General features: G+C 43.5%; 22 protein-coding genes and 1 tRNA gene. 13 read left to right on the top strand and 10 right to left on the bottom strand.

Annotated features, from left to right (window positions below; translation table 11 throughout):
• Nucleotides 1-135: 135 nt before the first annotated feature.
• Nucleotides 136-483 carry a hypothetical protein gene (locus ACYVNW_RS14385; RefSeq protein WP_460680568.1) on the bottom strand — a complete coding sequence of 116 codons (348 nt, stop codon included), beginning with the start codon at nt 481-483 and terminating at the stop codon, nt 136-138.
• Nucleotides 484-1,019: 536 nt separating this feature from the next.
• Between ACYVNW_RS14385 and ACYVNW_RS14380 the strand changes: the two genes are divergently transcribed.
• Nucleotides 1,020-1,478 (top strand): DinB family protein, encoded by a 459-nt coding sequence (locus tag ACYVNW_RS14380; protein WP_460680567.1) that lies wholly within the window; start codon nt 1,020-1,022, stop codon nt 1,476-1,478.
• 87 nt (nt 1,479-1,565) lie between these two features.
• Nucleotides 1,566-3,839 carry a Tex family protein gene (locus ACYVNW_RS14375; protein WP_460680566.1) on the top strand — a complete coding sequence of 758 codons (2,274 nt, stop codon included), beginning with the start codon at nt 1,566-1,568 and terminating at the stop codon, nt 3,837-3,839.
• A 4-nt stretch (nt 3,840-3,843) separates the two neighbouring features.
• Here ACYVNW_RS14375 and ACYVNW_RS14370 read toward each other — a convergent pair whose 3' ends face one another.
• Nucleotides 3,844-4,323 carry an Lrp/AsnC ligand binding domain-containing protein gene (locus ACYVNW_RS14370; RefSeq protein WP_460680565.1) on the bottom strand — a complete coding sequence of 160 codons (480 nt, stop codon included), beginning with the start codon at nt 4,321-4,323 and terminating at the stop codon, nt 3,844-3,846.
• Between the two features lie 151 nt (nt 4,324-4,474).
• On the opposite strand from ACYVNW_RS14370, the gene ACYVNW_RS14365 reads away from it, so the two are divergent.
• A tRNA-Asp gene (locus ACYVNW_RS14365) sits at nt 4,475-4,588 on the top strand.
• A 126-nt stretch (nt 4,589-4,714) separates the two neighbouring features.
• Here the strand turns inward: ACYVNW_RS14365 and ACYVNW_RS14360 are convergent.
• The 3 genes from ACYVNW_RS14360 to ACYVNW_RS14350 form a co-directional block, all read right to left on the bottom strand.
• Nucleotides 4,715-5,455: a hypothetical protein gene (locus ACYVNW_RS14360; RefSeq protein WP_460680564.1), complete on the bottom strand. Its 741-nt coding sequence runs from the start codon at nt 5,453-5,455 to the stop codon at nt 4,715-4,717.
• 92 nt (nt 5,456-5,547) lie between these two features.
• Nucleotides 5,548-6,150 carry a hypothetical protein gene (locus ACYVNW_RS14355; protein ID WP_460680563.1) on the bottom strand — a complete coding sequence of 201 codons (603 nt, stop codon included), beginning with the start codon at nt 6,148-6,150 and terminating at the stop codon, nt 5,548-5,550.
• Nucleotides 6,151-6,244: 94 nt separating this feature from the next.
• Nucleotides 6,245-7,228 carry a pyruvate dehydrogenase complex E1 component subunit beta gene (locus ACYVNW_RS14350; RefSeq protein WP_460680562.1) on the bottom strand — a complete coding sequence of 328 codons (984 nt, stop codon included), beginning with the start codon at nt 7,226-7,228 and terminating at the stop codon, nt 6,245-6,247.
• A 333-nt stretch (nt 7,229-7,561) separates the two neighbouring features.
• Here ACYVNW_RS14350 and ACYVNW_RS14345 point away from each other — a divergent pair, with 333 nt between their 5' ends.
• A complete protein-coding gene (locus ACYVNW_RS14345; protein WP_460680561.1) occupies nt 7,562-8,338 on the top strand; it encodes an outer membrane beta-barrel protein in 777 nt (258 codons plus the stop codon).
• Between the two features lie 31 nt (nt 8,339-8,369).
• On the opposite strand, the gene ACYVNW_RS14340 is transcribed toward ACYVNW_RS14345, so the two are convergent.
• The 3 genes from ACYVNW_RS14340 to amaB form a co-directional block, all read right to left on the bottom strand.
• The gene (locus ACYVNW_RS14340; RefSeq protein ID WP_460680560.1) at nt 8,370-8,930 is read right to left on the bottom strand and encodes a hypothetical protein; all 561 of its coding nucleotides are present in this window, start codon (nt 8,928-8,930) and stop codon (nt 8,370-8,372) included.
• Nucleotides 8,931-9,008: 78 nt separating this feature from the next.
• Entirely contained in the window at nt 9,009-10,628 is a 1,620-nt protein-coding gene (locus ACYVNW_RS14335) for a S8 family serine peptidase (RefSeq protein ID WP_460680559.1), read from the bottom strand.
• A gap of 65 nt (nt 10,629-10,693) precedes the next feature.
• A complete protein-coding gene (gene amaB, locus ACYVNW_RS14330; RefSeq protein WP_460680558.1) occupies nt 10,694-12,235 on the bottom strand; it encodes an L-piperidine-6-carboxylate dehydrogenase in 1,542 nt (513 codons plus the stop codon).
• 237 nt (nt 12,236-12,472) lie between these two features.
• Here amaB and ACYVNW_RS14325 point away from each other — a divergent pair, with 237 nt between their 5' ends.
• Complete coding sequence (locus ACYVNW_RS14325; RefSeq protein WP_460680557.1) at nt 12,473-13,879, top strand: tetratricopeptide repeat protein; 1,407 nt, start codon at nt 12,473-12,475, stop codon at nt 13,877-13,879.
• A 70-nt stretch (nt 13,880-13,949) separates the two neighbouring features.
• Here the strand turns inward: ACYVNW_RS14325 and ACYVNW_RS14320 are convergent, their stop codons facing one another.
• Nucleotides 13,950-14,330 (bottom strand): S41 family peptidase, encoded by a 381-nt coding sequence (locus ACYVNW_RS14320; protein ID WP_460680556.1) that lies wholly within the window; start codon nt 14,328-14,330, stop codon nt 13,950-13,952.
• On the bottom strand, nt 14,331-15,338 hold the full coding sequence (locus tag ACYVNW_RS14315) for a S41 family peptidase (RefSeq protein WP_460680555.1): 1,008 nt from the start codon (nt 15,336-15,338) through the stop codon (nt 14,331-14,333).
• A gap of 152 nt (nt 15,339-15,490) precedes the next feature.
• Here ACYVNW_RS14315 and ACYVNW_RS14310 point away from each other — a divergent pair, with 152 nt between their 5' ends.
• From ACYVNW_RS14310 to ACYVNW_RS14275, 8 genes are all read left to right on the top strand, one after another.
• A complete protein-coding gene (locus ACYVNW_RS14310) occupies nt 15,491-16,255 on the top strand; it encodes a phosphosulfolactate synthase (RefSeq protein ID WP_460680554.1) in 765 nt (254 codons plus the stop codon).
• Between the two features lie 54 nt (nt 16,256-16,309).
• Complete coding sequence (locus ACYVNW_RS14305) at nt 16,310-17,110, top strand: shikimate dehydrogenase family protein (protein ID WP_460680553.1); 801 nt, start codon at nt 16,310-16,312, stop codon at nt 17,108-17,110.
• Nucleotides 17,074-17,700 (top strand): gliding motility lipoprotein GldD, encoded by a 627-nt coding sequence (gene gldD, locus ACYVNW_RS14300; protein WP_460680552.1) that lies wholly within the window; start codon nt 17,074-17,076, stop codon nt 17,698-17,700. Before ACYVNW_RS14305 ends, gldD begins: the two co-directional genes overlap by 37 nt.
• A gap of 110 nt (nt 17,701-17,810) precedes the next feature.
• A complete protein-coding gene (locus ACYVNW_RS14295; RefSeq protein WP_460680551.1) occupies nt 17,811-18,446 on the top strand; it encodes an MBL fold metallo-hydrolase in 636 nt (211 codons plus the stop codon).
• 82 nt (nt 18,447-18,528) lie between these two features.
• A complete protein-coding gene (locus ACYVNW_RS14290) occupies nt 18,529-19,707 on the top strand; it encodes an ABC transporter permease (protein ID WP_460680550.1) in 1,179 nt (392 codons plus the stop codon).
• Between the two features lie 11 nt (nt 19,708-19,718).
• Nucleotides 19,719-20,087, top strand: a complete 369-nt coding sequence (locus ACYVNW_RS14285) for a hypothetical protein (protein ID WP_460680549.1) — start codon at nt 19,719-19,721, stop codon at nt 20,085-20,087.
• A 78-nt stretch (nt 20,088-20,165) separates the two neighbouring features.
• On the top strand, nt 20,166-20,540 hold the full coding sequence (rbfA, locus tag ACYVNW_RS14280) for a 30S ribosome-binding factor RbfA (protein ID WP_460680548.1): 375 nt from the start codon (nt 20,166-20,168) through the stop codon (nt 20,538-20,540).
• A complete protein-coding gene (locus ACYVNW_RS14275; protein ID WP_460680547.1) occupies nt 20,527-21,246 on the top strand; it encodes a peptidoglycan DD-metalloendopeptidase family protein in 720 nt (239 codons plus the stop codon). The genes rbfA and ACYVNW_RS14275 overlap by 14 nt, the downstream gene beginning before the upstream one ends.
• The last annotated feature ends 8 nt before the right edge of the window (nt 21,247-21,254 follow it).

Here is a 21,254-nt window from a genome sequence, read left to right as displayed (position 1 = left end):
GAGGAAGGCGCTTTATTACCGCACTTGCTTGGAACTGCTACCCGCAAGCTGAAAGCTTGCTGCATTTGGGGTCTTAAGTTACGTTGCACTAAACTTACACTAGTGGTAGGGGCCAGTATAAACTGATTACTCAGGTCAGGGATTTTTATTTTCCTTTAGCCATTGCTTTTCCTCATTGGCAACTTTTTCATCTATAGGATAATCAGCAAAATCTTTTATTATTTGAATACACTCCTCTGCTAGTTGATTGTCTGGTTTAGCAAATCTTAAAATAATATGAGCAACCCATAAAGGAATGTAATATTGACTTTCCATAAAAAAGGTTGCAAATTCATCTATTTTTCCTTGTTTAAAATATTCTAGCCCAATTTCAACCATTCTAATATATTCATCTTTATCATAGTCTAAAGGGTTTCCTGGTGTAACTCTCAAGCTATAATTGATTTTGGCTTGCCAAAGAAATTGATCGCCGATTTTTTGCATTTTATTTACTAATCAATTTTTAACAACTTTGGTACTAACAGATGAGCTTGTTGTTGGAATTGGATCCACAACTCCTTCTCTAACACCCTCCGCTGGTGCGAGTTTGCAACTCGTACCATTTTGTAAATTAATAATAAGGACGGACTATACTTATGCGGTCACAAGTTGCAAACTCGCGCCAGCTCAGGGGGCCGCTCAAGATGACAAGTGGATGAGCGCCTGACAATGGTTTGTGATTACACTGACATGTTCATGCCAGTGTTCACGGCCCGGCAACCCAAGTGTTCATGAACGTTCACGGGTGTTCACGTCTGTTCACGAGCGTTCACGCACATTGCTGTTAACTATAAGCAAAACCAACTATTCATCCATATTGGCCTGAATATTACTATCTTATATCAATATTTAATTTACACCAGTTAAGTTTCACTTACTTAAACGTCATAAAAGTGTTCACAGGTGTTCACGACACGTGAACGTGAACACTTGCCGGTTATCCGGTTAAATAAAGGCGTTAAATAACGATACTTTTGTTCATGCAAAAAAGCTTTGAAATGATCCGCCAGCCCCGCCAGTTTTTAATTTCATTAACTGAGCAACTCTCTTTGGCACAATTAAACCAGGTGCCTGCCGGCTTTAACAATAACATCATCTGGAATTTAGGCCACATTATAGCTGCACAGCAAAAGATTTGCTACTGGCGCGTAGGATTACCTATACGTGTGAGTGATACTTTTTTTGGTTTATATACATCAGACACCAAACCCGAACGGCCTGTAACCCCGGCAGAGTTAAATGAGATTAAAGAGTCGATGATATCTACTGTTGATCAACTTGAAAAAGATTACGCCAACGGCATTTTTGCTGATTATACACCATGGACTACCCGTTACGGCGTTGCAATTAACAGCATTGAGGATGCAATAAGCTTCTTGCCTTTCCATGAAGGGCTGCATTTAGGATATATACAGGCATTGAAAAGGGTAGTTGGATAGGATGTAAGTCCGGCGATATTTTCTCAAAAATCCACTTCCAACTTTCAGTAAACTACCCCACCTTTGCAGTCCTGAAAATTGCAGACAATGACTGATCATTATATTAAAATAGCGCAGGAGCTTGCCGTATCATCAAAGCAAGTAACTGCCACTGTAAACTTATTGGATGAAGGTGCTACCGTGCCCTTCATCTCCCGTTACCGTAAAGAACTTACCGGAAGCCTGGATGAAGTGCAGATTGCCGCCATCCGCGACCGTATGCAGCAACTGCGCGACCTGGATAAGCGCCGCGAAGCCATCTTGAAATCATTGACCGACATGGGCAAACTAACGCCCGAACTGGAAAAACAACTGCATGAAGCAGAAACCATGCTGGTGCTGGAAGACTTGTATCTGCCGTATCGCCCTAAACGTAAAACCCGCGCCACTACCGCACGCGATAAAGGCTTACAGCCGCTTGCCGATTTGATCCTGACCCAAAACAAGGTAGATTTACAGGCTGAAGCCGACAAATATATAGATGCTGAAAAAGGCGTAACCACTCCCGAAGAAGCCCTATCAGGCGCCCGCGACATTATAGCGGAAACCATCAGCGAGAATGCCGAAATCCGTACCCAGCTGCGCGAACTGTTTACCCAAAAAGGCGAATTTGTATCGAAGGTAGCGCCGGGTAAAGAGGAAAGCGGCATTAAATACAAAGATTATTTCGACTGGACGGAACCGGTGAAAAGCGCACCTTCGCACCGGGTACTGGCCATGCGCCGCGGCGAGAAAGAAGAAATTTTATACCTGGATATTGTACCGCCCGAGGATGAGGCGATGGTTTTAATTGACCGTGCTTTTGTAACGGCCAATAACACTTCATCAGACCAGATACGTTTGGCTATTGCCGATGGCTACAAACGCCTGCTCAAACCTTCGATAGAAACCGAGGTACGCTTGCTGACTAAAAAAGCGGCAGATGAAGAGGCCATTCGGGTATTTGCCGAAAATGCCCGTCAGTTATTACTGGCTGCACCGCTGGGGCAGCGCCGCGTAATGGCCATTGATCCGGGCTTCCGTACCGGCTGTAAAGTGGTATGTTTGGATGAGCAGGGTAAATTGCTGGAAAATACCACCATTTATCCGCATACCGGTGCCGGGCAGGCACGTGAGGCCGAGAAAACGGTTAAGCATCTGGCCGAAACGTATAAAATTGAAGCCATTGCTATCGGCAACGGTACCGCCGGGCGCGAAACCGAGCAATTTGTACGCAATTTGAATTTAGCGGGCACTACTATTGTAATGGTGAACGAGAGTGGCGCATCTATCTATTCCGCATCAGAAGTGGCACGCGAAGAATTTCCGGACAAGGATATAACCGTACGCGGAGCAGTATCTATCGGTCGCAGGTTGATGGACCCACTGGCAGAGCTGGTAAAAATTGACCCTAAATCTATCGGCGTTGGCCAGTACCAGCACGATGTGGATCAGAATAAACTGCAAACCTCGCTGGATGATACCGTTGTTAGCGCTGTAAATGCGGTAGGCGTGGAGTTGAATACTGCCAGCAAACAGATTTTAGCCTATGTATCGGGCCTGGGGCCGCAACTGGCACAAAACATTGTAGACTACCGTAACCAGAACGGTGCCTTTAAACGTCGTGAGCAATTGAAGAAAGTAGCCCGCCTGGGCGATAAAGCCTATGAGCAGGCAGCCGGCTTTTTACGTATACGTGGTGGTGAAAACCTGCTGGATGCAAGCGGCGTGCACCCTGAGCGCTATGCCCTGGTAGAGCGTATAGCTAAAGATGCCGGCCATACCTTAACCGAATTGATGCAGAATGAAAAGCTGCGCAAGGCCATCCCGCTGCAAAAGTATGTAACCGGTAATGTAGGCTTGCCTACCCTGAATGATATTATGGCCGAGCTGGCCAAACCCGGCCGCGACCCGCGTGAGCAGTTCGAGGCTTTCAGTTTTACTGAAGGCGTTAATGCCATTACAGATTTAAAAGTGGGAATGAAGCTGCCCGGCATCGTAACCAATATTACCAATTTTGGTGCCTTTGTTGATATTGGCGTACACCAGGATGGCCTGGTGCACCTGAGCCAGATTACCAACCGCTACATCAAAGACCCGAATGAGGTATTAAAAGTACACCAGCATGTAGAGGTAACAGTAACCGAGGTAGATGCCAACCGTAAGCGTATTTCATTATCTATGAAAGAGGCTGCAGCAGAGGCAGACAAAAAGCAAGGCACAAAAAAGCCAGCGCAACCCATGCAACGGAACCATACAGGCAGCAACCGGAATCAAACCCAGAAGCAACCCGAAATGGACATGCAGGCCAAGCTGGCAGCCCTGAAAGCAAAGTTTAAGTAATTGTTTAGTCCGTTAGTGTAATCTGACGTTTAATACTTTCTTCTAAAGAGATAAATGTTTCTGTACGTTGTATGCCTGGTACACTCTGTATGCGCTCGTTTAACACCTCGCGCAAATGGCTTGTATCATGGCATACAATTTTTGCAAAGATGCTCCAGCTGCCGGTGGTGTAGTATAACTCGGTAATCTCTTTTATATCCTTTAATGCTGCCACGGCATCATTATATTGCGAGCCTTTTTCGAGATATATACCCAAAAAGGCAGTAATATCAAAGCCCAGCTTCTGTGCGTCAACTTCGAGGCTTGCACCTTTAATGATGCCCATCTCCTCCAGCTTTTTCATTCTCACGTGTATGGTGCCGCCCGATACAATTAAATCTTTTGCAATCTCCGTATAGGGGGTGGTTGCGTTCTTCATCAGGATAGACAAAATCTGTATATCCAGATTATCAATTTCTAAATTATGGGCTTTCTTGTGAGGCATAAATTTTGATTTGTTTACTTAAGTACAAGTTTAATTAAAAATCAAATAAAAATAAAAATATTTTATTGAAATATTTGCAAGAAATTGATAAGTGCTTTACATTTGTATCAAGCAACAACAAAAAAGATGCTTCGTTCTTAAGACAAAACAATGTTGGGTGGTGAAATTTTTGGCAGACACACCTCCTTGTCCCGGTGGCGGAGAACAATAGGAAATCCTGAAAAGGACTAACTACTCTGTGAAGGTTCGAATCCTTCCCCAACAGCTCTTCTCATAATTTAGGTTTATAATTGGTTAGTAAAAGTCCCCCTGCCCATCAGGGGGCTTTGCTTTTTATAAGGGTTTTGTGATCGAACCTTATAATGATAACATCATTATAAGTAAGACCTCCCTACCAACCACTTACCAATAAACCTTTTGCTACATTTATCCCACACTTCTGATAACGATTATACGCTGTTACAGCACTGTTTCTGACACTATCATTATTACCTTTGTTTATATAATCTGTAATAGCATCATGTAAGGTATAAGCTTCGGGGCACATTAGGTTAGTAGTCCATAGCAATGGGTTGATGCCGGCTTTGCGGGCATAGTAGCCAAAATATTTTTTGCTGTAACAAGCCAATACAATGCAATTGCGGGTGCGCCCATCAGTGCTCTGGTATTCATCATTCAATTCGAAATCCATCAGGCCGTTATGCCCAATGTATGCTAGCAAATTGGCATTACCATAAATGCCTAAAGTATGCTTGGTAACTTTAAGGGTGTCTTTAATTTTTCCAGTACTGCTGTTTAAAAAACTGATGATACAATTTTTGATGTACCGTCCGTCGTAAGCATCAGCCACCAGATAAAATTTTTGTTTACGATGCTTAAATATAGCTCGCTCCAAAACCTGACCTCCTGATTTTTGAGTGCTCACGAACTGCCAGTCTTTACTATGTTTAAAATAAGTATAAACACCATATCCATTGCCCCAGTATAAATTAGTTTCAGGGTTTTGCCCGTTACCTATTTTTGTGGGCACCGGTACAATGCCTTGGTATTTATTATCGCATAAGGCAACTAATACATGTATGGTTTTATAAGCAGTATCAAAAGGTAAGATGTGATTTGAGTTATTTATCACTGATGCTTTCTGCTTATGATTTGCAGGTGTGCATCTATAGCCGACCAGCATTATGCACACCAACCAAACAGCATTCTTAAGTAAATTCATTTTTAATCAGGTATATTGATGAGTGCCTCTTTAAAAATCAAATAAGTATATTCAGGTTGTAGCTTTTGGTCTGCTTCGGCTTTGTTGTTGGTAAACGAAATTATACCGGTGTCAAAATGCCAGGTGCCTAAATAAACCAAAGTATTGCCTGCTGCGCTAAAAGTAAAGCGGTGTAAGTCTTCACGCTTAATCAGTCCGCTGTCAAGCTTGTTTTTTACGTTCACATCAATATCTATATTCTTAAATACCGGCGAATTAAATCCTTGAGTATTACCATACCAGGTAGCCTTGCTGTAATAATAATTCAGAATTTCATAATTACCCAAGGGGATATGATAGCAGAACAGGCGCATTTTAGCACCACCTAATTTTGATTTTACCTGAAAGCAGTAGATGGCATGTGTATCCAGATTCCTGATAAAGATATATTGCTGGTAACCGCTCTTCCAATAACTAAGCTTCTGAACAAAATTTCCATAAATAATAGCCTCATCGGCTTGAAGTTTTGCGCCTGTTCCCGCACTTTCAAGTTCAGTTATATTTTGGCTGTACACATTTATGGTACAAAAAGCAATAAAGCAGAAAATTATAATACGCTTTAACATGATAAAAGCAGGATGGTTAAGGTTTAAATTTATTATCAGAACACAAAAAAGCCTGCATTAAGCAGGCTTTTAAATTATAGATGGTTTTAATAATTTACTTTTTAATATACATTACCTCTTTTACCGCCTTAATCACACGCTCAGGGTTAGGCAAATATTCCTGAATCAGGGTTGGAGCGTATGGAAGCGGAACGTCGCCGCCGGTAATGCGCAGGATAGGTGCATCCAGGTAATCAAAAGCATCTTTTTGCACTTTGAAAGCTACCTCAGTAGAGATCGAAGCCAAAGGCCAGCTCTCTTCTACAAAAATCATGCGGTTGGTTTTCTTCACCGATTCAATTACAGTAGCGTAGTCAATAGGGCGTACGGTGCGCAAATCAATCACCTCGGCATGAATGCCTTCTTTTTCCAATTCGGCAGCGGCAGCATTAACCACCTTCATAATTTTACCGAAACCTACTAAAGTTACATCGGTACCTTCTTTGGTTACTTTGGCTTTACCCAGCTCAATATAATATTCGCCTTCAGGCACTTCACCTTTATCGCCGTACATCAGCTCCGATTCCATGAAAATTACCGGATCCGGATCCAGGATAGATTGCTTTAACAAACCTTTAGCATCGGCCGGGTTTGATGGCACTACTACTTTTAAGCCGGGACAGTTGGCATACCAGTTTTCAAAACACTGGCTATGCTGCGAGCTCAGCATACCGGCATTACCGGTAGGGCCACGGAATACCGCCGGCACCGAGAACTGGCCACCGCTCATTGACATCATTTTGGCTGCACCGTTAATAATCTGGTCAATGGCCACCAACGAGAAGTTAAAGGTCATGAACTCAATGATTGGGCGCAGGCCGTTCATGGCTGAACCGATACCTATACCGGCAAAACCCAGTTCAGAGATCGGCGTATCAATTACCCGTTTGGCACCAAATTCATCCAGCATACCCTGACTTACTTTATAAGCGCCGTTATATTCAGCAACTTCTTCACCCATCAGGTATATTTTCTCATCCTTGCGCATCTCCTCGCTCATAGCTTCACGAAGCGCTTCTCTGAACTGTATTTCTCTCATTATCTAATTAAAAAATGAAAATTTTTGCACGCAAATATAGGTAATGGAATGCGAAAAACAACCCGCACCGCGTACCCTGCAACTTTTTTACATTAATAATGATAAATAATTAAACTTCAGTACAATTTCGCCTCAACAAAATGCACAAAGCAGGGAGGCTCATATGCGGTTTGCACTTAGAGAGCAGCGTAATTTTATGCCGGAAGGTATAAGCTGGTTAAAAAGCTGGTTCGATGATGGCGCAATTTTTTGTTAGGATTAATCATCTGTACCCGGCACATGATTTCGATTTGAAATATATTTTCTACTTTTATTGGCTCCTAACTTATTGCAATGTATTGTGCTCCTGATTTAAACCGGATTTCTGCTTTTACTGTTAAACGGCGTTTAAAGCCAATAGTTACACTACAAGCGCTTAATTTAAATTTTGCTTTTAAAACTGCCGTATTTATACTACTGGTGCTGGCCGGTTCGGCAGCACAGGCGCAGTACAATACCATGCGCATGAATTTTGATGGTAACTCATCACAATCCGGCTTCGGGCTCACTGGCGGGGTAAACATTGATGTACCCATGCACAACCTGAAAGAGATATACAAGGCCTCACCATCGGGCGAGGTAGGTTTACAATATTACTATAACAACTGGGTGTTTGGCCTTCATGGCAGTTACCGCGTGTTGCAACCCAAGCAAAGCACATTTTATGAGGCAGATCAATATGGTACTGTATATAGCGCTACCAGCTTTGGCAGCTATGTAAGCTATGGCTTTTACCTGAGCGCAATGTACCAGTTCCCCATTAACCCCAAGGTGCGTTTGGTAGCCGGTATCAACTCAGGTAATTACTTTAGCAGCTATAAATTCATCTCGCTGGATGCAGTATCAGGCGCTACCTTTTCTGGCAGCGCTTCTGAACCCCAGGGTTATATTGCCCCTAAACTGGGTTTAAGCTTCCGACTAACCGAAGATGTGAGCCTGGGCGTACATACCCAATACAATGTATTCGGAAATTATAGCTATAGTTACAACAGCCGTGAAGGTGCTTCAGAGTCGGGCACTATCTATACCTCTTGGGCAAGCGGGGTATCGTTGAGTTACCGCTTTCCGTAATCTATAGGGATTGCTTGTATCTGGCTATATATTAACAAGGCGTCCAAAGCTCTATTTTAACCAGTTTGTCTTTTACAAAAAAGAATATGTATTTGCCATCCCCTTTTGCAGGCAATAAATTTATCGCTTTAACAATAATATTGGGGTTGTGATGTGTAAATCGCAATAAATCTTCCGGGCTTTCTCCTGCCTTTGATGTAGTAAATTCTTTAATTCCGGAAAGCTTCATAAATTCCTGAATAGAGGTATTGGCCGAGAGGAAGTGCCCTTTAAAAGTTAATTGGTAATTACTTTCTGGAGTAAAAAATATATCTTCCGCCTGATAACCTTCTTTTTCATTACCTATCCAGTTTAAATTGGCGTATTGTAGTAAATAATAGGGGTGTCCCTGGTCTTCAGAAAAAAAGCCACAATCATAATGGGGCCTGTATATTTTTTGAGGTTTGCCGAATGATTTTACAATAGATGATTTGTTTGCGGCAAGAGGGATACCCTTGATTTTCATGAACGGGTATGTGCTGTTGCCGGTTTGAGCGGTGGCATGATGTAGACTAATGATACCTACAGCACATAGCAGGATAAAGCGTTTCATTGTAGTGATTAAGATTAACGCAAACATATAAGATAGAAACAAAAAAGCGGGCCTAAACCCGCTTTTTTGTTTGAGAACTTATTTTTTCCGTTCACCCTTCATTTTAGAAGCAATGAGTACCGCCTGGTAAGCGTTCACCACACCGCCGGTTTTGCTGAGGGTGGTAAAGTCAACATTAGGCGTACCTTCTTTAGCGCCGGGTTTTACTACCATAGTGCCGGTTAAAGGTTTGGCCGACTGCAAAATGGCCTGTTTTAACTGGCGTGCGCTCAGGTCAGGATAATACTCCAACAGCAAAGCCGCAACACCTGCAGTAACCGGCGAGGCAAAGCTGGTGCCGTCGGCGGTATTAAACTCCGCATCTTTATCTACCGAGGTTACTTTTACGCCCGGAGCAAATACATCTACATTCTTTTTGCCGTAGTTGCTGAAGCTGGCCGCCAGTTTGGTATCTCGGCGGGGGCCTGATGCGCCTACACATATCACATTATCCAGGTTAGTAACCGAGCCATCAACAAAAGTATCGTTGGGGTACTGTGGCTTGGCATCTACGTCCTGATTATCATTACCAGCAGCTTGTACCAGCAACACATCATGGTCGGCAGCATATTTAAAAGCTTCATCTACCCATTCTTTATGTGGCGATATCTTTTTGCCAAAACTCATGTTCACTATTTTGGCGCCATTATCAACGGCATACCGAATAGCATTGGCAATGTCTTTATCATATTCATCGCCGTTAGGTACAGCCTTAATGGCCATAATGCGCACATTATCAGCTACGCCGTTTACACCATAGTTATTATTGCGAACCGCACCAATGAGGCCGGCTACACCGGTACCATGCGAAGCATCTTCAAACTTGAGCAGGTTATTACCATAAGGTTTGCCGTCCCTTACATCAGGGTTATCGCCTACAATACGCTGGCGGGCAGTAAGGTCGGGGGTAATGTCGTTGTTCAGTTTGGTAATGTACTCACTTAGCTCTTTCAATACCTTGGCGTTATTGGTACTGCCGCCTTCTTCCTGAAAAATCATGTTCCATACATTTTTGCTTTGTGCAATGGTATCATTGGTGCTTTTCAGGCGGTTTAAATCATTCTTGGTAAAAGTACCATCAGGCCCTAAGTTCAAACCTTTTTTTACGAAGCCGCTGGTAATCATCAGTGCATTCATCACTGGGGTTAAATTCTGTATTTCGGCCGATGATTTAGCAATGGTTGAATCGCGGGTGGCTTTTACCTTTAGCCAGTAAGCATACTCTTTTTCCTGCCCGGCAGGGGCGCTGGTGGCAGTGCCGTATTTGCTTTGCAGTTTAGCATATTCACGTACCTCTTCGGTAGTTTCGGTAAAGTCGCATTTGCCGCCTGGGCCACCTAAAAAGTCCCAGCCATGTATATCATCTACGTAACCGTTACCGTCATCATCTTTACCATTACCCGGTATTTCTTTGGTATTTATCCATAATACGGGTTTCAGGTCTTTTTGGGCAGTGTCAATACCGCTGTCAATCGTAGCTACCAGTACCGGCTTACTCTTTTTACCTTTTAGAGCCATATAAGCCTGATTTAAGCTGATGCCGTAAAAGCCATCAGTTTTTAAATCCATGGTATGCCAGTTTTTAGGTGGATCGGGCAGGGTAGCGGGAGCAGTTTGTGCGGCAGCTTGCTGAAAATTAAACAGGGCGGCTGCAGCCATTCCTGTTAAGCAACAATAAAATTTGTTCATTAGTTATAAGCGCGTAATAAATATGAAAGTACAGTTTATAATTCAAATTGTATGCCCTGTGCCAGTGGCAACCGGGTAGAATAATTAATGGTATTGGTTTGCCGGCGCATGTATACTTTCCAGGCATCAGAGCCCGACTCGCGGCCTCCGCCAGTTTCTTTCTCGCCGCCAAACGCACCGCCAATTTCTGCTCCGGAGGTACCGATATTCACGTTGGCAATTCCGCAATCAGAACCCCGGGCTGATAAAAATTGTTCTGCCTCGCGCAAATTTTGCGTCATGATTGCAGACGACAAGCCCTGCGGTACACCATTTTGCATGGCAATGGCCTGATCTAAGTTTTGGTACTTCATCAGGTATAAGATGGGCGCGAAGGTTTCGTGCTGTACAATGGCATAATGATTTTCGGCCTCAGCAATACAAGGCTTCACATAACAGCCCGATGCATAGGCCTCGCCGGTTAATACGCCGCCTTCTACTATAAAGCGGCAGCCTTGCGCTTTGGCATCTTCAATGGCTTGCAGGTAAGTATTCACCGCGTCATGGTCAATGAGCGGCCCCATGTGGTTGGCCTCATCCAAGGGGTTACCTATTTTCAATTGCTCATAAGCATTAATGAGTTTCTGCTTAAAGTTTTCATAAATACTTTCGTGAATAATGAGCCTGCGGGTGGTAGTACAGCGCTGCCCGGCAGTGCCTACCGCGCCAAACACTGCACCAATCAGCGCCATATCTAAGTCGGCATTTTCGGTAATAATAATGGCATTGTTGCCGCCTAGTTCCAACAAACTTTTACCCAGGCGGGCGCCTACAGCCGCCGCTACAGCTTTACCCATGCGGGTAGAACCGGTAGCCGACAGCAAAGCAATGCGGCCATCCCGTGCCATCAGTTCACCAACGGCGCGGTCGCCTACAATCAGGTTTGATACACCTTCGGGCACTTCATTACGCTCAAATACCTGCTGCACAATGTGCTGGCAGGCCCAGGCGGTAAGCGGTGTTTTTTCCGAAGGTTTCCATATACATACGTTACCGCAAATCCAGGCCAGCATGGCATTCCAACTCCATACTGCTACCGGAAAGTTGAAAGCTGAGATAATACCTACCACACCCAAAGGATGATACTGGTCATACATGCGGTGCTCGGGCCGCTCCGAGTGCAGGGTAGCGCCGTTGAGCTGGCGGCTCAGGCCGGTGGCGAAATCGCAGATGTCAATCATCTCCTGTACCTCGCCCCAGCCTTCCTGTAGGCTTTTGCCCATTTCGTAAGACACCAGTTTACCCAGCGCCTCTTTATGCTCGCGCAGGGCAAGGCCAATCTGGCGTACTACTTCGCCACGCTTGGGCGCAGGCCATTGCCGCCATTGCAGAGACGCCTGTTCGGCTACAGGCATAATGGTGTTATAATCGGCTGAGCCGGCCATGCAAACTGTAGCAATGGCTTGCCCGTTAACCGGGGAAAGAATGGTTTTAATTTGATCAGTATCAGCACGCCCATGTGTAGCGCCGGTACTGTGCGCAGGGTTGAGATCAGCAATTTGAAGCTGTTGAAGAACAGGGCGGATGTCGAAATTCATAGTGTGGTGTTAATAAGGCAAATGTAAAATTTTGCACACACAAAATTTGTTGTCACAAGTGCTGTTTAAGTAACGTCTTGCTTTTGGTTTAATTATCAGTAAGTTAAGGCGTGTGTGGAAAAAGGCGGCTGTTTTGTTAAAAACTTAAACGCCCTGGGGCTGCTTATAAAGGTACTTAGTGTTTGGTATACTACGGTAATTGTTGTATATTGATATAAATTCTGAAATAGAGGTTGAATGGAAGAAGATGATTTTGACTATGGCTTTACCGAAGACCCGAAGTTTTCAGTAGAGCGCTACGAGGAGATGATCCGCAATCATGATCAGTATTTTTTTGATGCATCGGCATTTGAAAACATTATTGATTATTATATTGAAAAGAACGATGCGGTACGTGCATTACAGGTAGTAGAGTATGCCCGCAACCAGCATCCTTATGCAGCCGTGTTTTTAATTAAACAGGCACAATTGCTGGTGGTAACCAACCGGGTGTCTGAAGCGTTTGCAGCCTTAGATAAAGCTGCCCTTTTGGAGGCTTCGGATGCCGATATTTATATCATTCGCGGCAACCTGTACGAAAGTATGGAGCGCTATAGCGAGGCACTGGAGAATTATGAAAAAGCGCTCGGCATGGCCGAAGATACCGACGATATCCTGCTGCATATGGCTTATGTATACCAGAACATGGGCGACTACCATGCTGCTATAGACTGCCTGAAGAAGTGCCTGAAGCAGAACATGGAAAACCAGGATGCCCTGTACGAACTGGCTTTTTGCTACGATGTGCTGGACAACCAGGAGGAAAGCATACAGTTTTATCAGCAATATATTGATACCGAACCTTACAGCTATGCCGCCTGGTATAATTTAGGTAATGCTTACACCAAAATGAGCCTGTTTGAAAAGGCCATTGATGCCTATGATTATGCTATTTTAATTAAGGATAACTTTGCATCAGCCTACTTTAATAAAGGCAATGCTTTAGTAAACCTCGAGAAATATGCAGAAGCTATAGAAGTGTACCGCCAAACCTTCGAATACGAACAGCCCAATGCTGATACTTATTGTGCCATTGGCGAGTGCTACGAAAAATTGGAGCAAATGGATGAAGCCCGCTCGTTTTACAAAAAATCGGTACGGATGGATTCTAAACTGGCTGATGCCTGGTTTGGCATTGGGGTAACGCTTGATTTTGAAGAGCGTTATTTTGAGGCATTGCATTTTTATCGCAAAGCGCTGGATTTGGATATTGCCAATGCCGATTACTGGTTTGCCATTGCCGATGCCGAGTACAAGCTGGGCCACATGGATGAAGCCGAAAAAGCTTACGAAAAAGTGGTGGAATTGAACCCGCTGGATATGGATGCCTGGCTGGATTATTCTTCTATTTTGTATGAGCAGGACCGGCTGACAGATGCCATTGAGGTGATGGCACAAGCCATCAAGAACAACCCAGATACAGCTGAGCTGTACTACCGCATGGTGGCCTACCTGTTTGCCAAAGGCGATTATAACGAGGCTTTAACCAATCTGGAGCAGGCCTTAACTGCCGACCCGGAGAAGCATTATATCTTGTTTGACTACCTGCCGCAATTGCAAAAGAATAAGATTATCCTGGATATTATTAACCGGTACACCCGATAAAAATCATAGATCAATAAAAAAGCCCGTGCAAATTGTACGGGCTTTTTTATTGAGCCGTTAATACCTATCCCTATTTCTCTAAAAAGACTACTGCTTTTTCCATCCAGTCATCCTTGTCAGACAAATAATACTGAGGCTTGATGCCGGTATTATCTATTCCCTCACCATGAATTACGCGGTTACTGCGTGAGGAAGAATATCTCAAAATATAAGGCATACATGAAAAGGGCACTTCCAGTACGTTAGAATAGTCTAATGTACCAGAAGTGTTTTTACCCATCAGCGTTACTTTTGTGCTCTGCCGCGCAAAAAGCAAAAATTCTTCAGTGCTGCTGGCGCAATTTCCATCGATCAGAATAACTATTTTAGAGGGCTCAGATAATTTTTCATAATTCGATAATATGGCATCATAGGTTTTATTAACCCATTTACCTTTATTGGCTTCAAGCAACTAAATGGTTTTTTGAATGGAAGCCTTATTCTCTGCAGACATCTCATCATCCTCCAGGTATCGCTTCCACCCTTTAATGTTTTCAGGAGTTGCCCATATACTTGTGCCTCGATAACGCACAGGAGAAGTGTACATATAAGGCATTAAAGGACGGTAAACATAATCGGCTCCCCCACCATTTCCACGAAGATCGAGTACCAGATTAGGCATACGGTTTAAATTTTCCTTGTTGGCTAACAATAGAGAATCGACATTTTTGGCATTGTAAGTACCAAAGCTGGCCACTTTGATATATAAGGTTTTATCAGTCAGTTTTTTGGCATCAACCAGTTTACTGTTATAAGCAGATCTGTTAGGAGTGGTGCCCTCACGATGCCAGTCACCCGAAATCGCATCTTTTCTGAAAGAAAAGCTTTCCAGCTTGGGCATACCATTCAGCATATACAATACGCCCTTACCTAAACTATCAGTTTCCATTTTGGCCTCAAACTTTATCATGCCTTTTTTCCATCCGGGCAAGTTCGAATTCACAATTATACCAATGTAGTCATGCAGCAGTGTTTGATCTTTAATTACTGCTATTTTGTATCTGGCCGGATCATGAAAATCATAAATCCCTTCAAACGTGGTGGATTTTCTTAATTGTGAAATTTTCTCATCCGATATAGGAATAATCTGTCGCTGACTGATGTATGCCGAATCGAGTTTATTCGCATCAAACGTAGCCCTTACAGATACATGATGATCTTTAAAAGCCGAGAGAAAACGGTAAATAATCATTAAACACTCCTCGTTACCATATGGTGCCTTTGCCAGGGCCAAATAACTTTTTACCAATTGGTTATACTTTGCCTTGGTTATTATGGCCTGCTTGTCTTCAAAACCGGCATAATTTCTTTCCATGTACGATTTAATATAGCCAAATTCTGTTTCACAATTACAATGCTGGGCAAATGCACATGTACTGAATAAACTAATTATCCATACGGTAAAAAGAAATCTTTTCATGGTGATAAGTATAAGATTGTTAAATGCTAAAAATAACATATTTAATGCAGGCAAATGATGCGAATAGCAATATTAAAAATATAAGTCTAAAATTAAATTCCCATCTTTGTAATATTAAAACTTTTGGTTATAGGCTATAACATATTGTTTTTATGCTGAATTATTCGCTTTCTCAAATTCCCGACCGTTCTCAAAAACCGCGTACCAACGGCTTAACTATGGCTATGGATAAAGGCTTAAGCCTGCGCCAGGCCGAAGACTTTATTGAAGTTTCGGGCATTCATACCGATTTGGTGAAACTGGGTTGGGCTACTTCTTATGTAACACCCAATTTAAGCGACAAACTCAAGTTATACAAAGACGCCGGTTTGCCTGCTTACTTTGGCGGCACCTTGTTCGAGGCTTTTATTATCCGCAACCAGTTTGATGATTATTGCCGCCTGCTTGATAAATACCAGATGGAATATGCCGAAGTTTCAGACGGCTCTATTACTATTCCGCATGAAGAAAAATGCGAATACATCCGTAAACTCAGCCAGCAGGTAACGGTAGTGTCAGAGGTAGGCTCTAAAGATGTGCAAAAAATATTTGCGCCTTATAAATGGATACAGCTGATTAAAGCCGAAATGGAAGCCGGCTCGTGGAAGGTGATTGCCGAAGCACGCGAAAGTGGCAACGTCGGCATCTATCGCGATTCGGGCGAAGTAAGGCAGGGTTTGGTTGATGAGATATTAACTCAAATTCAGCAGGATACCATTATTTGGGAGGCACCGCAGAAAGCGCAGCAGGTTTGGTTTATTAAATTACTGGGCACCAACGTTAATTTAGGTAACATTGCCCCGTTTGACTTGATTCCGCTGGAAACTTTGCGCCTGGGCTTGCGCAGCGATACATTTGACCATTTCTTAAATCAATAGTACCCGTTGGCTGTTTAAATTGGAATAAGTAACATTGCGTTTCAATTCATCAGCATGAAAAAATACGGGCTAATTGGCCATCCGCTTTCGCACTCATTTTCAAAAAAGTACTTTACCGAAAAGTTTGAGGAAGAGCATATTCATAATGCATCCTACGAACTTTATCCTTTAGCCAGTATTGACCAGCTTGACGGATTACTGAAAAGCGAACCTCAACTATGCGGACTGAATGTAACCGTACCGCACAAGGTTTCAGTATTGCCCATGCTGGATTCAATGAGTGAATACGCCAGGGAGATTGGGGCGGTAAACTGCATACGCATTTCGCAAATCAGCCCTGTTACCGCTGCTTTTTCGGGCGAGGTAGGTATTGAAGGCAAAGAGTACATGCTGGAAGGCTTTAACACCGATGCGTATGGCTTTGAAATGTCATTAAAGCCCCTACTGAAAGCACAGCATACCAGCGCCTTGATTTTAGGTGACGGTGGTGCCGCACGTGCAGTGAAGTATATTTTAAGCACCTTAAACATCAGCTATAAATCGGTTACCCGCAAAAAGGCCGACCATCATATCACATTTGATGAACTGACTCCTGAGCATATCGCCAGTCACTTGCTCATTATTAATACCACGCCATTGGGTACTGCACCCAATATTGATGAATGCCCCACTATACCTTATGAGGAACTGACCGAAAATCACCTGTTGTATGATATGGTGTACAACCCCGAGCAAACGTTATTTTTGAAAAAAGGGGCTGAGCAGGGCGCTGTTACTAAAAATGGTTATGAAATGCTGATATTGCAGGCCGAAAAATCATGGGAAATCTGGAACTCCAACGAAAAGCACCCCTAACAGGCATTTTACCTGTTCTGCTGCTGGCTTTAAGCTGCTTGCTGCTGGCCGCTTGTGGGGGCAATAATGATTATTCGCCTAAGCCGCGCGGCTATTTCCGAGTAGTATTCCCGCAGCATAGTTACCAGGCTTACAACTCAGATTGCCCTTATACATTTAATTATCCCAGCTATGCTATTATTGAGCCGGATAAAGATGCCCGTGCCAAGCCCTGCTTTATTAATATGCAGTTTCCGCAATTTAATGCTACCCTGCACTTAACGTATGAAACGATAACTTCTAAAGCCCAGTTTGACAAGTTGATTGAATATGCCCACAAATTTGCATTTAAACATACAGTTAAAGCTACAGGTATTGATGAAGGCGTAATTCATTACCCTGAGCGCAAAATATACGGCATTTACTATACCATTGATGGCAATACCGCTTCTTCGGCCCAGTTTTATCTTACTGACAGTACCCGGCATTACCTGCGCGGCGCTTTATACTTCAACAGCGAACCCAAACTGGATTCCATCCAGCCCGTGCTTGATTTTGTGAAAAAGGATATGGCAGTAATGATTAAAAGCTTTAAGTGGAAAGCCCCCTAACCCTCTAAAGGGGGAACAGAAGCTTTCCTCAAATCTTTATTGTTCATTCCTGTTAAAATAAACTTCTATTCCCCCTTTAGGGGGTTAGGGGGCATTTACTACCTTTGTTTATGGCTCAGCTACAAATCTTTCCCAATAATCCGTATCAGGAAAATACTTACCTTGTTTATGATGAAAGCGGCGAATGCGCTATTATCGATCCGGGTATGTATACTGCTGCGGAACAAAATGCAGTAGTTAATTTTATTAATGAGCATCAGTTGAAGCCGGCGTTATTATTGAATACGCACTGCCATATTGACCATGTGCTGGGCAACTTATTTGTACATCAGCAATACGGCTTGCTCCCTCAATTTAATGAAGGAGAATTACCTTTACTGGAAGCAGTGCCGGCCTGGGCGCAGCAAAGCGGCCTTCGGTATGAGTTATCACCCTTGCCGGAAACTTATCTGCCGGAAACCGGCACCATACAATTTGGCAATACTACCCTACAGCTCATTTTTGCACCCGGCCATTCGCCGGCACATTTATGTTTTTACAACGTGCAAGACGGCTGGGTAGTAGGCGGCGATGTACTGTTCAGAAACAGTGTAGGCCGCACCGATTTGCCCGGTGGTAATCATCAGCAACTTATTAGCAACATTAAAGAAAAGCTGTTTGTACTGCCCGATGAAACTATAATTTATCCGGGCCATGGCCCCGAAACCACTATTGCTTACGAAAAAGAATATAACCCGTTTTTTTAGTATCTTACTATCTATTTAAAGCTCAATTGTTTTGAACACCTCCATGTATATAGCCCGGCGGTATCTTTTTTCGAGTAAAAAGATGCATGCCATAAATATCATTTCCGGCATTTCAATGGTGGGTGTACTGATTGGCAGCGCTGCCTTAATTATTATCCTGTCGGTTTTTAACGGATTTGAAACGGTGATTTTATCACTTTACAACAACTTTACACCCGAATTGAAAATTGAGCCCAAAGTGGGTAAAACGTTTAATCCGAACACGGCCTACTTTAACGAACTAAAGAAAGACCCGCATTTGTTTTCTTGTACACAGGTGCTGCAGGAGAAAGCCCTGATCAGGTACGGAAACCGGCAGTTTATTGGTATGGTTAAAGGTGTAAGTGACGATTTTCTGAAAAATCCGCAGCTGGACAGCACCATTGTACAGGGATCATTCACACTTAATACCAATGGGCATCAGTATGCGGTAATCGGCACTACGGTGCAGTCCAGTTTGGGGGTAAACATCAATGACCAGTTAACGCAGTTGCAGGTGTTTTCGCCCAACCGAAAAAGCAGCGGCACCAGCATTAACCCGGCCGATGATTTTGTAATTGGCTATATTGATCCCTCGGGCATATTTTCTGTGCAGCAGGATTTTGATAACTTGATGGTAACCCCAATTGCCTTTGCCCGCAACCTGCTGGATGAGCAAAACCAGGTGTCTTCGCTGGAGTTAAATTACAAAAAAGGCACACGACTGTCGGCTATACAAAAAGACATTGAGGCGCATATCGGCAAGCAGTTTACAGTGAAAAACCGCTATGAGCAAAATACGCTGCTGTACAAAATACTGCATTCCGAGAAATGGGCCGTATTTTTAATTCTCACCTTTGTATTAATTATTGCCATATTCAATATCATTGGTTCACTTACCATGCTGGTAATTGATAAACGTAAGGATATTGCCATACTGAGCAGTCTGGGGGCAGGGCGTGGGCTCATTCAGCGTATTTTCTTTTTTGAGGGTATGTTGATCTCCATGGTGGGCTGCCTGGCAGGTATGCTGCTAGGGCTTGCTTTTTGTTTATTGCAACAGCATTTCGGCTTTATTAAAATGGGCGGCAGCCTGATGGTGGTAGATGCCTACCCAGTTGATGTAAAAGCTACCGACTTTGCCTTGGTCCTGCTCACGGTAACTGTAATTGCTGCGCTGGCATCAGGCATCAGTGCGCGTTTAAGTGTGAAAGGATTAGACGATATTAAACAAGAATTATAAATTTGTTGGCTATGCAGTTCAGATTTTTTCGGGCGATTGTTGTATTTATAGCGGTAAGCATTTGCTGCTCTTGTAACCTGGATGGAAATAAAGCGGCTCAGCCAAAGGTATATAAGGGTTTATACAGCTTTGGCCCCGAAGTAAAATCATTTAAAGATTGCGAAACCGGCCACGAATACTGGGTAACCGACAAATCGAATAAACTGGAGCTGGAATACGCCAACATGAACTTTGAAAAGCCTTATGAACCCGTATATGTTGAGGTGCAGGGCGATAAAGAAGCATCAGGCAAGGAAGGTATTGGCTCAGAATATGACAGCACTTTGGTAGTGCGCCGGCTGGTAAAAATCACCAAAGAGATACCACAGGAATGTAATTAAAGCCTTCCCTCTTTTTATTCACCTTTATATTTATCTGCAGCAGAAACTCATCTGCCTGCATTACGTTAATTAACTATTATGGAATCAAAACGTCAGCAAAAATTTGCCGGTGTAATACAGCAGGATTTAGCTGCTATTTTTCAGCGGGAAGGAATGAACTTTTTGCCTAATACTTTGGTGACTATTACCAAAGTAAGGGTAACCCCCGATTTGGCTATTGCCCGCGTATTTTTAAGCTTCTTTAACAATACCAATACACAGCAGGCATTGCAAACCGTAAAAACACATGCTTCAGAAATCCGCTACAAGCTGGGCGCACGCATTAAAGATCAAGTAAGGGTTATCCCCCAACTGGAGTTTTTTGTGGATGACACCAATGAGTATGTAGAGCGCATGGACAAGATTTTCGATAAAATCAGTAAAGAAGATCAGCAAAACAATGCTGAGTCCTGAATACCCGCTTCATGAGCAACTGGCCGCTTACCTGCAACAGCACCCTGAGGCTGTAGGTAAAGTGGTAGATTTTAACCAGGACACCGACCGCTTGTTACAGTTTGACTTTACTGCGGCCAACACCGAACTCAGCGCTGATGATGTGGCCGATACGCCTAAGTTTAGTGCCTGGGTAAATGAAAAATTGCAAGCCGGCGGTTACCGGTATGGGATTGGGGGGTACATGGAACACCGCACCCTTTATGCACGTAGTGCGCATTTTAATACCGAAAGCGAACCGCGCCGCCTGCACCTGGGTGTTGACATATGGGCGCCAGCCGGAACTCCGGTGTACTCTCCGCTACAAGGACAGGTGCATAGCTTTCAGGATAATAACCATTTTGGCGATTACGGGCCGACCATCGTCTTACAGCATAAACTGAACGACTTAACCTTATACAGCTTATACGGACACTTGAACCGGGAAAGCATGATTAACTTGTATGAGGGTATGCCTGTAGCTGTAAACCAGCAAATAGCTGCTTTCGGCACCGAAGAAGAAAACGGTGGCTGGCCGCCGCATTTGCACTTTCAGCTGATGTTTGATATGCAGGGCTACAAAGGCGACTACCCCGGTGTATGCCGTTACTCTGAGCAGGGTGTCTATCAGCGTAACATCCCTGATCCTGAATTGATTTTACAATTTAAAGCCGCAACTATACGTTAAGTTAATTG

Source organism: Mucilaginibacter koreensis, from assembly GCF_054783355.1.
Note: the sequence above shows the minus strand (reverse complement) of the source record. Positions and strands in the feature narration are given on the sequence as shown.

Excerpts from the sequence above, each read along its gene's own strand:
- ACYVNW_RS14385 (WP_460680568.1), bottom strand. The coding sequence starts at position 483 with ATGCAAAAAATCGGCGATCAATTTCTTTGGCAAGCCAAAATCAATTAT.
- ACYVNW_RS14380 (WP_460680567.1), top strand. The coding sequence starts at position 1,020 with ATGCAAAAAAGCTTTGAAATGATCCGCCAGCCCCGCCAGTTTTTAATT.
- ACYVNW_RS14375 (WP_460680566.1), top strand. The coding sequence starts at position 1,566 with ATGACTGATCATTATATTAAAATAGCGCAGGAGCTTGCCGTATCATCA.
- ACYVNW_RS14370 (WP_460680565.1), bottom strand. The coding sequence starts at position 4,323 with ATGCCTCACAAGAAAGCCCATAATTTAGAAATTGATAATCTGGATATA.
- ACYVNW_RS14355 (WP_460680563.1), bottom strand. The coding sequence starts at position 6,150 with ATGTTAAAGCGTATTATAATTTTCTGCTTTATTGCTTTTTGTACCATA.
- ACYVNW_RS14350 (WP_460680562.1), bottom strand. The coding sequence starts at position 7,228 with ATGAGAGAAATACAGTTCAGAGAAGCGCTTCGTGAAGCTATGAGCGAG.
- ACYVNW_RS14345 (WP_460680561.1), top strand. The coding sequence starts at position 7,562 with ATGTATTGTGCTCCTGATTTAAACCGGATTTCTGCTTTTACTGTTAAA.
- ACYVNW_RS14340 (WP_460680560.1), bottom strand. The coding sequence starts at position 8,930 with ATGAAACGCTTTATCCTGCTATGTGCTGTAGGTATCATTAGTCTACAT.
- ACYVNW_RS14335 (WP_460680559.1), bottom strand. The coding sequence starts at position 10,628 with ATGGCTGCAGCCGCCCTGTTTAATTTTCAGCAAGCTGCCGCACAAACT.
- amaB (WP_460680558.1), bottom strand. The coding sequence starts at position 12,235 with ATGAATTTCGACATCCGCCCTGTTCTTCAACAGCTTCAAATTGCTGAT.
- ACYVNW_RS14325 (WP_460680557.1), top strand. The coding sequence starts at position 12,473 with ATGGAAGAAGATGATTTTGACTATGGCTTTACCGAAGACCCGAAGTTT.
- ACYVNW_RS14315 (WP_460680555.1), bottom strand. The coding sequence starts at position 15,338 with ATGAAAAGATTTCTTTTTACCGTATGGATAATTAGTTTATTCAGTACA.
- ACYVNW_RS14310 (WP_460680554.1), top strand. The coding sequence starts at position 15,491 with ATGCTGAATTATTCGCTTTCTCAAATTCCCGACCGTTCTCAAAAACCG.
- ACYVNW_RS14305 (WP_460680553.1), top strand. The coding sequence starts at position 16,310 with ATGAAAAAATACGGGCTAATTGGCCATCCGCTTTCGCACTCATTTTCA.
- gldD (WP_460680552.1), top strand. The coding sequence starts at position 17,074 with ATGGGAAATCTGGAACTCCAACGAAAAGCACCCCTAACAGGCATTTTA.
- ACYVNW_RS14295 (WP_460680551.1), top strand. The coding sequence starts at position 17,811 with ATGGCTCAGCTACAAATCTTTCCCAATAATCCGTATCAGGAAAATACT.
- ACYVNW_RS14290 (WP_460680550.1), top strand. The coding sequence starts at position 18,529 with ATGCATGCCATAAATATCATTTCCGGCATTTCAATGGTGGGTGTACTG.
- ACYVNW_RS14285 (WP_460680549.1), top strand. The coding sequence starts at position 19,719 with ATGCAGTTCAGATTTTTTCGGGCGATTGTTGTATTTATAGCGGTAAGC.
- rbfA (WP_460680548.1), top strand. The coding sequence starts at position 20,166 with ATGGAATCAAAACGTCAGCAAAAATTTGCCGGTGTAATACAGCAGGAT.
- ACYVNW_RS14275 (WP_460680547.1), top strand. The coding sequence starts at position 20,527 with ATGCTGAGTCCTGAATACCCGCTTCATGAGCAACTGGCCGCTTACCTG.